The 15,625-nt window shown below is 62.7% G+C and carries 11 protein-coding genes; 8 read left to right on the top strand and 3 right to left on the bottom strand.

Features of this window, described 5'->3' with window-relative positions; all coding sequences use genetic code 11:
* Positions 1–675: 675 nt before the first annotated feature.
* Positions 676–2,112 carry a hypothetical protein gene (locus JSS27_17945; protein ID MBS0210828.1) on the top strand — a complete coding sequence of 479 codons (1,437 nt, stop codon included), beginning with the start codon at positions 676–678 and terminating at the stop codon, positions 2,110–2,112.
* Between the two features lie 95 nt (positions 2,113–2,207).
* Here JSS27_17945 and JSS27_17940 read toward each other — a convergent pair whose 3' ends face one another.
* The gene (locus tag JSS27_17940; protein MBS0210827.1) at positions 2,208–3,680 is read right to left on the bottom strand and encodes an aldehyde dehydrogenase family protein; all 1,473 of its coding nucleotides are present in this window, start codon (positions 3,678–3,680) and stop codon (positions 2,208–2,210) included.
* 274 nt (positions 3,681–3,954) lie between these two features.
* Here JSS27_17940 and JSS27_17935 point away from each other — a divergent pair, with 274 nt between their 5' ends.
* From JSS27_17935 to JSS27_17905, 7 genes are all read left to right on the top strand, one after another.
* Positions 3,955–4,674 carry a pyridoxine 5'-phosphate synthase gene (locus JSS27_17935; protein ID MBS0210826.1) on the top strand — a complete coding sequence of 240 codons (720 nt, stop codon included), beginning with the start codon at positions 3,955–3,957 and terminating at the stop codon, positions 4,672–4,674.
* 233 nt (positions 4,675–4,907) lie between these two features.
* Entirely contained in the window at positions 4,908–5,297 is a 390-nt protein-coding gene (locus JSS27_17930; protein MBS0210825.1) for a DUF202 domain-containing protein, read from the top strand.
* A gap of 140 nt (positions 5,298–5,437) precedes the next feature.
* Positions 5,438–6,325 carry a 4-hydroxy-tetrahydrodipicolinate synthase gene (locus tag JSS27_17925; GenBank protein MBS0210824.1) on the top strand — a complete coding sequence of 296 codons (888 nt, stop codon included), beginning with the start codon at positions 5,438–5,440 and terminating at the stop codon, positions 6,323–6,325.
* 566 nt (positions 6,326–6,891) lie between these two features.
* Positions 6,892–8,106: a hypothetical protein gene (locus JSS27_17920; GenBank protein ID MBS0210823.1), complete on the top strand. Its 1,215-nt coding sequence runs from the start codon at positions 6,892–6,894 to the stop codon at positions 8,104–8,106.
* A 182-nt stretch (positions 8,107–8,288) separates the two neighbouring features.
* Entirely contained in the window at positions 8,289–9,671 is a 1,383-nt protein-coding gene (locus JSS27_17915; protein ID MBS0210822.1) for an aspartate aminotransferase family protein, read from the top strand.
* A gap of 248 nt (positions 9,672–9,919) precedes the next feature.
* Positions 9,920–10,732, top strand: coding sequence for a hypothetical protein (locus tag JSS27_17910; GenBank protein ID MBS0210821.1), 813 nt, complete (start codon positions 9,920–9,922; stop codon positions 10,730–10,732).
* A gap of 381 nt (positions 10,733–11,113) precedes the next feature.
* Positions 11,114–12,685 carry a LamG domain-containing protein gene (locus JSS27_17905; GenBank protein ID MBS0210820.1) on the top strand — a complete coding sequence of 524 codons (1,572 nt, stop codon included), beginning with the start codon at positions 11,114–11,116 and terminating at the stop codon, positions 12,683–12,685.
* Positions 12,686–12,856: 171 nt separating this feature from the next.
* On the opposite strand, the gene JSS27_17900 is transcribed toward JSS27_17905, so the two are convergent.
* Together JSS27_17900 and JSS27_17895 are read right to left on the bottom strand one after the other, a co-directional pair.
* On the bottom strand, positions 12,857–13,975 hold the full coding sequence (locus JSS27_17900) for a DUF1559 domain-containing protein (GenBank protein MBS0210819.1): 1,119 nt from the start codon (positions 13,973–13,975) through the stop codon (positions 12,857–12,859).
* A gap of 184 nt (positions 13,976–14,159) precedes the next feature.
* On the bottom strand, positions 14,160–15,446 hold the full coding sequence (locus tag JSS27_17895) for an aminopeptidase P N-terminal domain-containing protein (GenBank protein ID MBS0210818.1): 1,287 nt from the start codon (positions 15,444–15,446) through the stop codon (positions 14,160–14,162).
* Positions 15,447–15,625: the final 179 nt, after the last annotated feature.

Raw genomic sequence — 15,625 nt, 5'->3', positions numbered from 1 at the left:
CATGCCCAGCGCGCAGGTCTTGCAAGCGTTCTTCGAGCGCATGGCGCGCCAGAACTTGAGAATTCCCCCCGCCTCGCGCGCCTTGCGCAGGGTATAGAAAATGGCCTGCCAACCGCCGCCTGATTTGCGTTCTTTCATCCGCCTGCTCACAACTGCGAAATCCTGGGCCCCTCGCGCCGTCTCGGCCAGTCTAGGGGATCGTGTGCCCGCAAACTTGGGCTAACCTGGACAAGGTCTCTCTAGATTACACCGATTTAATGCCAAGGTCACGCGCTACCTACCATAGCAGGATTGCTTCACGCTAAGTAAATCGCATGATGGAATGTACACACCGCGCGGGGCCTGGATTGTCCGGCAAAGTGTCCAGTTGCCAGCGATCCAATCATTGCGCGTGTGCGTAGAACATAGCGGGTTTGTGGCTTCGGCTGCCGCAATTGCCTTGCCGCTTCGCACGATTGCCTTGCTGCATCGTAGTGGGGACGAGCGAACCGGCGACGCTTTCCAACGTGGTGCGGGCGGCGACTGCGGCCTAGCGGCTCACGGGTTTCGTTCGACCGAGCTGGTCTGGCAACAAATGTTGGTTTGTCCGCGCGAGTTCACGCATTTTATCGCGGTTCCTCGGTTGCCCAACATTTCTTGCCCCGCTGGCTCCCACTCTTGAAAAGGGAGATGGTCATGTTGCGGCGATCATTCAAACTTGGGGCGGTTTTGCTCACGTCGGCGCTGGCGGTCCTGGCCGGTAGCGACGCCTGGGCCCACGGCGGAGGTCATGGCGGCGGTGGTGGTCACGGCGGCGGCGGCCACATGGGTGGAGGAGGTTTCCACGGAGGAGGCTTTCACAGCGGTGGCTTTCACGGCGGAGGAGGCCACTATGGTGGTGGTCACTACGGTGGCTTTGGCGGCTACTCGGGACACAGCTATTCAGGCGGCAACTTTAGCCACGGCTTTTCGAGCGGCGGCCTATCCAGCGGCAGCATGCGCGGCTTTAGCGGCAATTCGCTGCACTCCGGCGCCACGCACGCTTTTTCCAACTCGAACATCCACCGGTCGTTGAACCTGAATGGCAGCTCGGCCGGCCGGAACTTTACCAGCTCGAACCTGGCCGGACGCAGCCTGAACAGTTCGAGCTTGACCCGCGGCATCAACGGCTCGTCATTCGCCGGCCGGCACTCGGCCACGCTGAACCACAACCATCTGGCGAGCGGCTCGTTTGCCAGCCGAAATGTTTCGAGCAGCGCGCTGCACAACAACATCGTCAATAACAGCACGACGAACCGATCGAACTTCTTCAACGGGATGAACCACGCGAATCATAGCAGTTGGAACCACAACAACTGGAACAACAACTGGCGCCACAATGGCTTCTATGGCGGCTACTACCCGTACTTCGGATTCGGCTTTGGCTACCCCTGGTACGGCTGGGGTTTTGGCTATCCGTGGTTCGGCTACTCGCGGTACGGCTGGGGTTACGGCGGCTATGGTGGATATGGTGGATATGGCTACGGTGGATATGGCGGGTACGGTGGATATAGCTACGGCAACTACGGCTATCCCACCACGGTCGTCGCCGCTTCGCCGGCCACCACTCCGACGACCAACGCCGCCGACAGCGAGCAATACGCCTTGGCCGGCGAGCAGGCCTTCAAGGCCGGCGATTACGCAGGGGCCGTGAAGAACTGGCGGCACGCCTTGGTCGAATCGCAGAGCAATGGCACGCTGGTGCTGCTGTTGTCACAAGGGTTGTTCGCCACCGGCAAGTTTGACGAAGCGGCCGGCGGCGTGCAGTTCGCCGTGTCGCAACTGCCGCAGGCCCAATGGGGAACCGTGGTCGCGAACTACACCGAGATCTATCGGAGCAATTCCGACTACACCACTCAGCTTCGCGCGCTCGAGGACGCCGCCAAGCAGCAACAGTCGCCGGCCTTGCAACTGTTGCTGGGCTATCACTACGGCTACCTCGACTATCCGAAGCAGGCCGTTCGTGAGCTGGACAAAGGGCTGGCGATGGCGCCGCAGGACGAAGCGATGAAGAAGTTGCGAGACTTCTTCGCGTCGAAGCTCCCGGCCGCACCAGCAGCCCCGGTCCCCGAACCGCCCAAGGCGGCGACGTAAGCGTCGGAGCTTTCGAGAGTGTTAAAAAACAAGCCCCCGGCTCGATTCGAGCCGGGGGCTCTTTTGTTGCGCAATTGTTGACGCAATCTAGCCCCTTACGTCAAGCTCACTGTCACGGTTTTCGTTTCGGTGTACGCATCCAGGCCCTTCTCGCCCAGTTCACGACCCATGCCGCTCATCTTGAAGCCGCCAAACGGCGCGGCCGCGTCGAACACGTCGTAACAGTTGATCCAGACCGTGCCAGCCCGAATCTTGGCCGCCAACTGGTGGGCCTTGGCCACGTCGCGCGTCCAGACCGCCGCCGCCAGCCCATACGCCGTGTTATTGGCCCGAGCCACGATCTCGTCGGCGTCCTTGAACTTCAGGATCGACATCACCGGGCCAAAGATTTCTTCCTTGGCGATGGTCATGTTGTCGCCGACGTTCGTGAACAGCGTCGGCTCGATGTAAAAGCCCCGATCACCGTGCCGCTTGCCGCCGGTGACGCATTCCGCCCCTTCTTTCTTGCCCACTTCGATGTAGTTCATGATCTTGTCGAACTGGGTTTGATCGACTTGCGGGCCTTGCTCGGTCTCGGGGTCCAACGGATCGCCAAGCCGGCGTGTCTTGTTCATGGCGGCGATCTTGTCGATGAACTTGTCGTAGACTTTGTCTTGGACAAACACGCGGCTGCCGGCACAGCAGCACTGTCCCTGGTTGAAATACAGGCCAAAGTGCGTGCCCGCCGCGGCTGCGTCCAAGTCGGCGTCGGCGAAGATCACGTTGGGGCTCTTGCCACCCAGCTCGAACGTCACGCGCTTCAGCGTAGCCGCCGCGTCGCGCATGATGATGTGCGCCACTTCGGTCGAGCCAGTGAAGGCGATCTTGTCGACGCCCGGATGTTTGACCAGCGCCGCTCCGGCCGTCGGTCCATAGCCCGGCACGACGTTAATCACGCCGTCGGGAATTCCCGCCTTCTGTGCCAACCGGGCCATGCGTAAACAAGTCAGCGGCGTCTGCTCGGCCGGCTTCATCACGATGGTACAGCCCGTGGCCAGCGCCGGCCCCCACTTCCAGGCCACCATCAGCATCGGGAAGTTCCAAGGAATGATCTGCCCGACCACGCCGACCGGTTCGCGCCGCGTGTAGGTGAAATAAGGGCCGCGGACGGGGATCGTCTGGCCGTGAATCTTGTCGGCAAAGCCGGCGTAATAGCGCAAGCAATCGATCACCAGCGGCAAGTCGGCCGCCCGGGCGTCGCGCACGGGCTTGCCATTGTCCAGCGATTCGAGCGCCGCCAACTCGTCGATCTCGTCCTCGATCAGATCGGCCAGCTTGTTCATCAGCCGGCCCCGGTCGCGAGCGTCCATTCGGCTCCACTCGCTCGACTCGAACGCCCGGCGGGCGGCGGTCACGGCGCGGTCGATGTCCTTGGCGTCCCCTTCGGCCACCTGGGCCAGCACTTCCTCGGTGGCGGGGTTCAACGTCTCGAAGGTTTTGCCGCTGACGCTCGGCACCCACTTGCCGTCGATAAAGCAGTCGGTGTGGCGAATCTGCGGCCGGCGGACGGGCGAAGCGATGGTAGCCATGCGTCAATCTCCTTAGGCGATGGTTCGCGTGATGCGCGGGGTGACTGTGGCGCAAAGACATTCTATGCGCTTCCGCCGCGTCGAAACAGCACCTTCGCCCGCGTGGCAAAGCCCAGGAACAGCCTTGCCTGGGGAGAAGTGCCAGGTGCGCGAACCATTACCGCTCGAATGCGTTCCTTGAGCCAGCCACCAGCGGGCAGCTATAATCGACCGGCTCAAGCAACCCGTTTTTGGCATTACTGATGGGGGAGCGGGCCCGACCGGCTCGCCGAGCATGGTTCATCTAGGCGTCAACATCGATCACGTGGCCACCGTCCGGCAGGCCCGTCGCACCTACGAGCCCGACCCGGTCTGGGCCGCCGCCTTGGCCGAGCTGGGGGGCGCCGATGGCATTACGATTCACCTCCGCGAAGACCGCCGCCACATCCAGGACCGCGACCTTGAGCTGTTGCGCCAGACGGTCACGGTGAAGCTCAACCTGGAACTGGCCGTGAATGAAGACGTGATGCAGATCGCCTGCCGCGCGCGACCTCACCAGGCCACGCTGGTGCCCGAGAACCGGGCCGAGGTGACCACCGAGGGCGGCTTGGACGTGGTGGGCAATCGGGCTCGCATCGCCGATTGCACCCGCCGGCTGGTCGACGCCGGTGTCGAGGTGAGCCTGTTCCTCGATCCCGACCCGCGGCAGATCGACGCCGGCCTCGGGCTGGGCGCCGTGGCGGTCGAACTACACACCGGACAATATGCGCTGGCCTCGCCAGGCAAAGCGCGCACGGCCGAGTTGGTCAAGCTGACCCAAGCCGGCAAGCAGATTGTCGAAGCCGGGCTGACGTTGCACGCCGGTCATGGATTGAACTATCAGAACGTTGTCGACGTGGCGGCCATTCCGCACATGCACGAATTGAACATCGGCCACAGCATCGTCGCCCGTGCCTTGATGGTCGGCTTCCAGCAAGCCGTCCGCGAGATGAAGAACTTGCTGCTGCAAGTTTAGCACGGCGCAGTCGTGATATTCATGCACCATCAACGATAAACACCCCTCCCTGCCAGGGAGGGGCTGGGGGAGGGTAAAGAAGTCAATGGCCAAATAAACTTGGTGCTCGGTGTTCAATCGCTTGGCGCGGAGTTTATTGGCCTGCAGCGCGTTTAACCTCACCCGCTGCGCTTCGCTCCGCGACCTCTCCCTTAAAGGGAGAGGTGTTGGAATCACACGCCACGCGACAACTCATGCCACCCACCGAACTTCCCCCTGAAGATCCTCGCACGCGCCTGGCTGGCGAGCGGACGCTGCTCGCTTGGATGCGGACGGGGCTGGCGATGATGGGCTTTGGCTTCGTCGTGGCCCGCTTTGGGTTGTTCCTCCGCGAACTGAGCGGACTCGAACAGCAACATCACCCACGCCATACCGGACTGTCGCTGGCGATCGGCACCGCCTTGGTCGCGCTGGGCGTGGTCGTGAACCTGGCAGCCGCCTGGCAGCACCGGCAGTTCTTGCTGCGCATCGACCGGCGCGAAGCCTACGTCGCCCCGCGCTGGTCGCTGGGCATTATCATGGCCGTCGTCCTGGCGATTGTCGGCGCGGCCATGGCGATCTACCTGGTGGTTTTACACGCATAATTCTCCGGTTTCCGATAACGGAGCCGCCGGCCGGCCCCTGGTTTCACCGCACTACAACGCCTATTATGACGGATTACGCCGCCGGCGGACGCGGCGACAAAATACGACCCCATTCTTCCTGTTCACCGAGCCATTAGATCATGCCCACCCGAGGCGAAGCGTTTGCCGGACTGTCGGTTGCCATCACCACTCCGTTCAAGGACGGCCAGATCGACTGGGCCGCGTTCCGCGCGCAGATCGATTTTCAGATCGCCGCCGGCACGCGCTGCTTGTGTCCCGTGGGCACGACCGGCGAATCGCCGACCTTGTCGCACGACGAGCACGAGCGCGTAATCAACGAGACGGTGCAAATCGTCGCCGGCCGTTGCCAGGTCATGCCCGGCACCGGCTCGAACAGCACGCGCGAGGCGCTGCGCTTGACCTCGGTGGCGGCCAAGGCGGGGGCCGACGCGGCATTGGTCGTTGCGCCGTACTACAACAAGCCGACGCAAGAAGGTTTTTACCAACACTTCAAGGCGCTGGCCGAAGAGACCAATCTGCCGATCTGCGTCTATAACATTCCAGGCCGGACGGGCAAGAACATCGAGCCCGAGACGATCATCCGGATGGCCGAGCACAAGAACATTGCGATGGTCAAGGAAGCCACCGGCTCGATGGACCAGGCGTCCCAGATCATCGCCTCGACCGATCTGACCGTGCTAAGCGGCGACGACAGCCTGACCCTGCCGCTGCTGTCGATCGGCGGGCGGGGCATCATCTCGGTCGTCGGCAACATCGTCCCCAAGGACATGCTGTCGCTGCTATCGGCCTTTGCGGCGGGAAATCTGGCCGAGGCCCAACGCTGGCACTACAAGCTGTTCAACCTCTGCCGCGACATGCTCGGTCTGGCCACCAACCCGATCCCGGTCAAAGCGGCCATGAAGATGCTGGGCCGCGATACGGGCGAGATGCGGCTGCCGATGACGCCCCTGACGACCGCCGAAGAAGCCAAGCTGCGCAAGACCCTGACCGCCTACGGGCTGCTGTAAGGGCCTTCTCGCCCGCCATTAGCCCCCGGTCAATGACCGGGGGCCATGCGAGTTCCAGTGCCGGCCCCCGGTGACTCACCGGGGGCTAAAAGAAGAGGGATTGCATACTGGCGTCCCCCTCGTTTTGTCGCGTTCTCATCCCCTCTTGTTGCTGCGCAACCCCGACAACAAGTTGTCGGGGCTACCCAAGCCATCACGCTGCGCACGCTCCCCCGCTCCCCCTACCCCCCTGTGGTCTTGCTTTCGCACGCCCCTGCGGCACAGTAACGGATTGCGCTCTCGAAACTTAAGTCGATCTTGCCGCGGCCGGGCGATTCTCGGACAATCCGCCTCCCTTCCGATTCGCTCGTCTTGATCCCCGCCCGATTTGCGCCGCCGGCTTCGATCGAAGTCGTGTGTCGCCCCCGTCGCTTGCTCGTCTCATACCACAACCCGTCAGTAACCGTTTACCGGCTCGATTGATGCCCCGGTTACCACTGCCGCTGCGCTTCGTCCGTGTCGCCGTTGTCGCGTCGACGCTCGTGGCAAGCTGCGCGCACGTCGCGAACGCCCAGGCACAATCTGGCATGTCTCTCGCACCAGCGCCGGCGCCGCTCGATCTGCCAGTGCCGGCTCCGCTGGTGGTCGACAACCCGCTCCAAGCGCCGCCGCAGCCAGCCAATCGACTATGGGAAAAGCTCGTCGACACCATCGACGACAACTACCCGATCGAGCGCAACCAGCCCCCGTCCGGTCAACCGGGCCAAGCGGCCCCCGGCATCATTCAATCGTTCGCGCTTGTGTTGCCCCCGCCGGCTTCGGTCATTGCGCCGCAGCAGCGCCGCTGGGTCGGTGTTTCGGTTCGGCCGAACGAGCGCGGCTACGCGATCGAAGTCTCGGCCTACGTCGAAACCCGCGACGAGCTGCGGGGCGTCGATCCCGACGCCGCCGCCTGGCGTCCGCTGGGACGCGACGCCGCCGAGGAGCAACGCCTGTTACGTGAAATCGCCCAGCGCGTCGGCCGCGTCGATACGCCGGTGCCAGCCTTGTCGCTGCACGATACGTTCGCCGAATCCCAGCCGGTGACGTTCAAGCTGCGGATGAAGGAGTTTGGCACCGGCATCGTTGGCGACTATGTGAACTACTATTCGCTGCCGAACCTGGCGGGACTGACCGCCGCGTTCGGCGTGGGGGCCGCCCTAGCCAACACCGACGCCGACCAGGAAATCCGCCAGGCCTGGTTCGACCGGGCCGGCTATCAGACCTGGCTGCACAATGACTTTGCCGTCTTTGGCAAGGGGCAATACATGCTGCCGGCCATGGGTGGGATGATGGCGTTGGGCTTGCTGTTCGAGGATCGCCCCGCCGGCGGGCTGATTGAAGAGTATGGTGAACGTGGCATCCGCGCAGCGTTGGTCGGCGCGCCGCCGATGCTGTTGATGCAGGTTGTCACCGGTGGCTCGCGGCCGACTCAAGAGCCCTACGATTCGCACTGGCGTCCCTTCCAAAGCAGCCACGGCGTCAGCGGCGACGCCTTTATCGGCGGCCTCGTGTTCATGAGCGCCGCCAAGATGACCGACCGGCCCGTGTTGAAAGCCAGCTTGTACACCTTGTCAGTCTTTCCTGCGGTGGGCCGTGTGAACGATAGCGCTCACTATCCGTCACAGGCGTTCCTGGGGCTGTGCATGGCCTATGCCGCCGTGACCGCGGTCGACAACACCTATCGCGGCAACACGCGGCCGTTCCTCGTCCCCTGGGTCGCTGGCAACGCGACCGGTCTGGGCTTTGAATTCCATCGCTAACCCTCGGTGACGACACCGTTTTCTGGGTGGCACGTCCCAAGCGCAGCGCAGGGCGTGGCGAATCGCCGATCAAATGTCGGGGCTGGTTCCTGCTTCCCCACGCCCAGCGGCTGGGCGTGCCACTCGGATTCCAAAATCCCCGATCATAGGCTTCCATGTCGTCAGCAGGTATGCTGGTCGGCATGGCGACACTTACAGAATCTAGCGGCGCAGCGAAACGCGCCGCCGAAAAGCTGACCGCGCTGTTTCGTCAGCGCACGCCCCGCTCGGCCGAACTTGCCCGCGAGGCGAAATCGTTGCTCCCCAGCGGCATCGCTCACGATAGCCGCTACCTGGAGCCGTACTCAATCTACGTCGAGCGGGCCGCCGGTTCACGCAAGTGGGATGTCGATGGAAACGAGTACGTCGACTACGCCGGCGGGCACGGCGCGCTTCTCTTGGGTCACAACCCGCCGGCGGTCGTCGAAGCGGTGAACCGGCAACTGGCGCTCGGCACGCACTTTGGCACGAATCATCCTTTGGAGCTGCGCTGGGCGCGGCTGATTCAGCAACTCATGCCTAGTGCCGAGCGCGTCCGCTTCACCGCGTCGGGGACCGAAGCGACGCTGCTCGCGTTGCGACTGGCAAGGGCCTTCACCGGTCGGTCGAAGGTGGTGCGGTTCCTCGGCCACTTCCACGGCTGGCACGATCACATGGCCTTTGGCGTGACGTCCCACTTCGACGGCACGCCCACACCGGGGGTACTCCCCGAGCTGGCCCACGAGATTCTGCTGGCTCGCCCGAACGACATCGCCGGGGTCGAAGCCCTGCTAGCCCGCGGTGATGTGGCGGCTGTGATCATCGAACCAACCGGCGGCAGTTGGGGGCAGACGCCGATTGTGCCCGAGTTCGTCGGCGCGCTGCGCGAGGCGACCACGCGGCATGGTGCGTTACTGATCCTCGATGAAGTCATCACCGGGTTCCGTTGCTCACCAGGGGGCGCGCAGCAGGTGCTGGGCGTGACGCCCGACTTGACCACGCTGGCCAAGATTGTGGCCGGCGGCTTGCCCGGCGGCGCGGTCGTGGGGCGGCGCGAGGTGCTGGACCTGCTCGACTTCGCGGCTTCGGCCCAGGCTGGGCGCGAAAAAGTCGGCCACCAGGGGACGTTCAACGCCAACCCTCTGTCGGCGGCGGCGGGCATTGCCACGATCGAGATCGTGGCCCAGACCGATGCCTGTGCCCGGGCCAACGACTATGCGGCCCGGTTGCGCGAGGCCCTGCAGCGCGTGGTCCGCGACGAGCAACTGCCGTGGGTGGTGTACGGCACGTACTCGGGCTTTCACATTTTCACTAACCCCGATCGATTGCCGGTCACGGCCGCCGACATCGAAGCCGGCCGCGTCGATTACCAGGTGCTGAAGCGCGTGGATCGGCAGACGAGTTTCCTGCTCCGGCTAGGCATGCTGGCCCACGGTGTGGAAATCTTCAGTTGGCCCGGCGGACCAACATCGTCGGTGCATAACGGTGAAGACCTGCAACGGACGGTGGAAGCCTTTAGGGCAACAGTGCAAGCGCTGCGAGAGTGAATCCCGTAGGTCAGGCCTTGGCCTGACGTAATTGTGACATCCATATGATTTTTCGACGCACAGCAGTGTCAGGCCAAGGCCTGACCTACCTTCTGGAATGAACCGGCCCTTTGGCGGTGCGGACTGCGGGCGAACACCCGCTCGTTTTTTTGGTATACTTAACGCATCGCACTTCCTCTGTGACAACGATCGCCACGCCGCTCGTCTTTTTCCGGCGTCTTATTGTCGCTTGTCGAGGAACTTTGAATATGTCGCTGTTCACCGTGCGGTCGCTCGGCCGCTTGTTCATGCTGCGCCGTTCGTGGCCACTTTCGCTCACCGCTGGTGTTGCCCTCGTCGTCGGCGCGCTGCTGGCCGTCGTCGGGCGGGCGGACGATATTCCCGTCCAGCCTAAGTACGGGACCAAAGCCACTCGGCTGTTTCATGCCCGCGAGTATCTGCGCACAAACGACGCCCCCGACTTTTGGGCCCTCATGCCCTATTACATCCACCAGTTCAACGACCGGGCCTGCTCGGTGGCCAGTTCGATGATGATCGTCAACGGCATGCGGGCCCAAGTCGACCTGGGTTCCGAGGACGAGCTGATCACTCAGCAGCGGTTGCTGAACAACGTGGCCCATCCGCGCTGGAAAGAAGCCATCACCGAGGGGGGCGAAGGGGTGACGATCGAGTCGCTGGGGGGCTACCTGCGCGAGGCACTCGAAAAGTTCGGCCCCAAGCAGTATGAGGTGATCGCGGTTCGCATCACGCCGGGCGATGACGGGCTGCGCGAGCGAGTGAAGCAAATGCTGATCGAGAATGAAAAGTCTGACGACGATTTCGTAGTCGTCTTCTTTTGGCAAGCCGAGTTCACCGACGATCCCAAAGGCGAGACGGGCCACGTCGCGCCGGTGGCCGCCTACGACACCGAGCACGAGCAAGTGCTGATCTTCGACCCGGATCGCGACTGGTACGAGCCGTATTGGGTGCCGCTCGACACGCTGGTGGCGGGCATGGCCAAGGTCGATCCCGACACGCATATGCCCCGTGGCTACATCTGGGCCAAGACCAAGGGGAAGTGACAAAGGCCTTGACCACGGGCGACTAATCGGCCTTTATACGATTTCACAGCCCTCGGTGCCCCTTTGCTTTCGCCGCTTCTCGACGGCTTGAACCCGGCAACCGTAGGCCTTGGCGATTCGAGCAGCCTTCCAATTCGCGCCACCGCATCCACTCTCAAAAGGGCTTGGACTCTCCGCGCCTTCCGCGACGCTTTTTGAGGATATCCTAACTAACCTGACGCTCCGCATCGGGCCGGAAACGGACGTACTTCTTGGACCGTGGAATGCCCCTCCTTGGCTCCCCAACGGACTGCTGGACATGATGAGGGATGCGTGGTTAGGATTTGGCAAGCACTATGACCTTGGGTTGGTTCCTGCCTCAAGCCAAATGGGAAGTGTCGGATGAAACGTATCCTCGCCGTTCTCGCTCTAATGCTCCCCGCGCTCTCGTGCCTCCACGCTGCGGAACCTGCCGCGCGCACCTGGCCACGCGTCGACCAGGCAATGGGCATCCCGGCTCAGACGGCGCCAACGCTAGGCACGGGCGATTTTTCCATTGCGGCATGGGCGAGGGCCGACGCGACGGATCGAGTAACGGGGGATTTGATCAGCCAATACGATGCGCAGAAGCGGCGTGGTTTTCATCTCACGCTGAAGTGCAATCCCGGCGTCACGGCAAGCCAGGCGAACTGGCGACATTTGCAGTTTGGCATCGACGATGACAAGCCAGGCCCATGGCGCGACTGCGGGCGGCCTGGCAAGGCGTTGCTTGCTTTCTCCCTGGCCGCGCACAATGGTGCCCTATATGCGGGCACCTGCGAGCCAGACGCGGGCGAAAGCGGGCGTGTGTATCGCTATGAGGGGGGCGATCGCTGGACCTCACTCGGCGCGCTTGATGGCAGCAACGCCGTCAAAGCGCTCGCTGTTTACGAAGGCGCGTTGTATGCGGGCACGGGCAAGTATCGCGTGGCGGGATCGCACCTGCCGGAATCGCCAAACACGAAGCTCGGCGGTCGTGTTTTTCGCCATGAAGGTGGCACGAATTGGGTGGATTGTGGGCAACTGCCCGATACGGAGGCCGTGGGCGGGCTGGTGGTGTTTCAGGGGCGGCTGTATGCCTCGTCGCTCTACAAACCGCCCGGTTTTTTCCGCTATGAGGGTGGCTCGCGGTGGACGCGGCTCCCTGATGCCATTGGCCCAGCATACAAGACCGGCGAGATGGGGCCGCGCCGCGTGGTCTCGCTCACGGTACATGACGGCTTCCTCTACGCCACGAGCTACGATGGCGGACGCGTCTACCGCTATGATGGCAAAACGTGGACGGACTGCGGCCAGATTGGCGACAACTCGCAGACCTACGCCTTTGCCAATTACGACGGCCACCTGCACGTCGCCACTTGGAACAGCGGGCGCGTCTTCCGCTTTGAAGACGTGGGGCGCTGGACGGACATCGGACGTCTTGGCGGGGAGTTGGAGGTCATGGGCATGATGGTGCATAACGGCCGCTTTGTTGCCGGCACGCTGCCACTGGCGCAGGTCTATGCTTATGACGGCGCAGGGAAGTGGTCGCTCTGGCAGCGACTCGATCTCACGCCGGACGTGGAGTATCGCCGAGCGTGGACGATGGCCGAGCACGCTGGCGAGGTCTTTTGCAGCACGCTGCCCTCGGGGAAGGTGTGGGCCGCGCGACAGGGCCGGCAAGTCTCGTGGGATCACACGCTGCCGACGGGCTGGCATCACGTCGCCGCGATCAAGACCGCGAATCGCCTCACGCTGTACGTGGACGGAAAGCAAGTCGCCGAAAACGCCGACTTGGACACTTCGGCGTGGAATCTCGACAGCTCGGCCCCCTTGCGACTCGGCTCCGGCATCAACGGGCCCTTCAACGGCCAACTCGTCGATTTGCAAATCCATCAACGCGCGATCACCCCAAGCGAAATCAAGGCGCTCGCTGCCAATCAACCTTCGCTTTGAGAGAATCAGGTTTTCCGTCAGGATGGCAAGGCCAGCGCCCAGCGGCACCAAGGGTGATGGCCAGTGCTGTAGGTCAGGCTTTGGCCTGACGACGTGGTGCGCACCATCTTGTCAGGCCAAGGCCTGACCTACGACCTACCGTCTGGTCGTGTCGTTGCCAGCACGCTGCGATCAATAGCGCGACAGCCAGGTGTCATCGACTGGCACTTTGAACCAGTTCTTTTCCAATGGGGCCGACTCACCGGGCACGCGCACGTTCTTGCTGTCGGCCGACATCAGCAGACAGTAAACAAAGTAATCGACGTCGTCCCGCAGAAACTCGATGTGCCCGTCGCAGAAGGCCACGTTCACTCCATTGAAATGCGGCGACGACGGCCGGGCCAGATCGTACGGAATGTCCTCCGACTTGCGCTGGGTGGCGGACTGGCCGGTTTTCTTTCGGCCACCGACGTTGATGACGTACGACGGCTTGGCCGGGGTGGCGTGCGGCGGCGGCGAACCCGGTTGAAACGTCCCGGAGCCGGCGACCTTGGCATTGATGTCCCAGATCGCGCCGACCAGAGGTTCGGCAATGTCGGCCGCGTGACCACGATCCATGTTTTCGGTCAGCATGATCGTCTGAACCATGCCATCGTAGCGGGAAATCCAGGCGTTCGTCTGCGTGACCATCGGCACAAGGGCTTCGCCTTTCCCCTGCGAGGCCTTGGCCAATGGGTTGCCGATCACTCGATCGAAGAACACGCCGTTTGATTGCCAGTCGCGCGGAATGCCCGAGTTCTTCTCGCCGGGCGTCGCGGGCGTTCCCTCGGCGTCGATGCAACCGGCGTTGACGACATAGGACATAGGAAGTCCCGCATCCAAAGGAAGATCGGACGGACAGGCGAGATTCTCGATCGAGGCCATGAGCAATTCCGACTTGCCCCCCGGTGTGCGATACGTGTCGTAAACGTACGTATAGTCTAGATACGGCAGAATGGGCACCGTCCAACTCACACCTTCGGCCTTGCTCGCCTCGTCGTGGTACGACTCGTTATTGGTCATTAGCAAGATATTGCGATAGCCGGGGTACTGGCGACGATCGATTTCGTAGCTATTAAGGGATACTGCAAGATCGCGCATCTGTTGCGAGCAGCGCAGCTTGCGGGCCGTTTCGCGGGCCTTGGTGATGCCGCGGAACGCCATGGCGCCGAGCAGCCCCACGATCACGAACATACCGATCAACACCCCCACGATGATCAAGATGATCTGCAACGTCGAAATGCCGTCGCGATTCTGACCGGTTCGCCCCATAGATTCCTCAGCGGTTGAAGGCTCAAGTGGTTGGCATGCCGCCGGACCTTGGGCGGAATTATAGCCGGGGCAAAGTCGCGTTACCATCCAGTTGTCGTACGAAATACACCGCGCCAAATAAATGTGGCGACAAGGGTTTGCTGGTCTTTACCTAGCAACCAGCAACTCGCAACCAGCAACGTCCTCATCCCCCCATCGCATCTTCGATCTCGTCCGCTTCCAGGGGCACATCGGCCATCAGGTCCACTGGCCCGTCGGCGGTAACGACAATGTCGTTTTCCAGCCGGATGCCGATTCCTTCCTCGGGAATGTAAAGCCCCGGCTCGACGGTCAACACCCAGCCGGCTTGTATCGGCTCGTTCGTATTGCCGACGTCGTGTACGTCGAGCCCCAGCGGGTGCCCCAGGCCGTGCATGAAATACTTGCGGCAGGCCGGTTCGTCGGCCGGGGCCTGTTGGATGTCGCGCTCGGTGATCAGTTCCAGCTTCAACAACTCCTCGTTCATCGCTTCTTGCGCTTCACGCAGCCAGACCTTGGGCAACTTGCCGACGACCGCGCCGGCGATTGACTTGCGCAGCACGCGCAGCACCGCGTTGTAGACCTGCTTTTGCCGGCGAGAGAACTTGCCGCTGACCGGAATCGTCCGGGTCAGGTCGGCGTTGTAGTTGGCGTAGGCGGCCGCCACGTCCAGCAGCAGCACGTCCCCTTTGCGGCACGGCTGGTCGTTCTGGTTGTAGTGCAGAATGCAACTGTTCGCACCGCCGGCGATGATGGGCGGGTAGGCCCAGCGGGCGCGCTTGCGCGTGAACTCGTGGATCAACTCGGCCTCGACTTCGTACTCGTGGATGCCGGGACGAACCATGCCGAGCACGCGCCGGAAACCATCGGCGGTGATCTTGACCGCTTGCTTGATCAGCTCGATCTCGCGCGGCGTCTTGACGACCCGCAGCCGGTGCAACAGCGGCGCCAACCGCCGGTAGTCGTGCAACGGATACGCCGCCCGGGTTGCACGAATGAAGCGGGCGTCGCGCGATTCGACTTCGACCACGGCTCGGGGGTGTTCGTTCGTGTTCAAATAAACGTGCTCGACTTCGCACATCAGCCGGCGAAAGACCGCGGGGAACTCGTCCAAGAACTTCACGGTCTTCACGCCCGACACCCGCGCCGCGTCTTCCTTCGACAGCTTGTAGCCCTCCCAAGTCTTAAGTAGCTCGCTCGACGGGCGGATGAACAGCACCTCGCGCAGCTTCTCGTCGGCGGCATTAGGGGCAATGACCAGTCGCGACTCTTCCTGCTCAACGCCGGTCAGAAAGAACAAATCGGCGTTCGCGTGCATGAGCAGCGTGCCATCGGCATTGGTCGGCAGCACGTCGTTGGCGTTGGCCACGGCCAACGAGTTCTCGGGCAGAATCTCGACCAGCCGGCGGCGGTTGTCGGCGAACAATTTGGGATCGATCGAAGCGTGTCGCATGCGGTGCTTTCTGCGGGGATACAACAATCTGGATTGACATTAACACTGGGTAGCCCGGACAGCTTGTCTGTCCGGGTCGCGAGAGCGACAAGAGGCATCGTGGACGGAGTGTATCGGCGACTGATGCCGGATACGGTCCCTCTTGTTGCTGCGCAACCCCGACAACAAGTTGTCGGGGC

It is taken from the genome of Planctomycetota bacterium (assembly GCA_018242585.1).
GTDB lineage: Bacteria > Planctomycetota > Planctomycetia > Pirellulales > PNKZ01 > JAFEBQ01.
The sequence above is the reverse complement of the archived record's forward strand: the minus strand, read 5'-3'. Positions and strand labels throughout refer to the sequence as shown.

Excerpts from the sequence above, each read along its gene's own strand:
- JSS27_17940 (MBS0210827.1), bottom strand. The coding sequence starts at position 3,680 with ATGGCTACCATCGCTTCGCCCGTCCGCCGGCCGCAGATTCGCCACACC.
- JSS27_17900 (MBS0210819.1), bottom strand. The coding sequence starts at position 13,975 with ATGGGGCGAACCGGTCAGAATCGCGACGGCATTTCGACGTTGCAGATC.
- JSS27_17915 (MBS0210822.1), top strand. The coding sequence starts at position 8,289 with ATGGCGACACTTACAGAATCTAGCGGCGCAGCGAAACGCGCCGCCGAA.
- JSS27_17930 (MBS0210825.1), top strand. The coding sequence starts at position 4,908 with ATGCCACCCACCGAACTTCCCCCTGAAGATCCTCGCACGCGCCTGGCT.
- JSS27_17920 (MBS0210823.1), top strand. The coding sequence starts at position 6,892 with ATGTCTCTCGCACCAGCGCCGGCGCCGCTCGATCTGCCAGTGCCGGCT.
- JSS27_17895 (MBS0210818.1), bottom strand. The coding sequence starts at position 15,446 with ATGCGACACGCTTCGATCGATCCCAAATTGTTCGCCGACAACCGCCGC.
- JSS27_17905 (MBS0210820.1), top strand. The coding sequence starts at position 11,114 with ATGAAACGTATCCTCGCCGTTCTCGCTCTAATGCTCCCCGCGCTCTCG.
- JSS27_17910 (MBS0210821.1), top strand. The coding sequence starts at position 9,920 with ATGTCGCTGTTCACCGTGCGGTCGCTCGGCCGCTTGTTCATGCTGCGC.
- JSS27_17935 (MBS0210826.1), top strand. The coding sequence starts at position 3,955 with ATGGTTCATCTAGGCGTCAACATCGATCACGTGGCCACCGTCCGGCAG.
- JSS27_17925 (MBS0210824.1), top strand. The coding sequence starts at position 5,438 with ATGCCCACCCGAGGCGAAGCGTTTGCCGGACTGTCGGTTGCCATCACC.
- JSS27_17945 (MBS0210828.1), top strand. The coding sequence starts at position 676 with ATGTTGCGGCGATCATTCAAACTTGGGGCGGTTTTGCTCACGTCGGCG.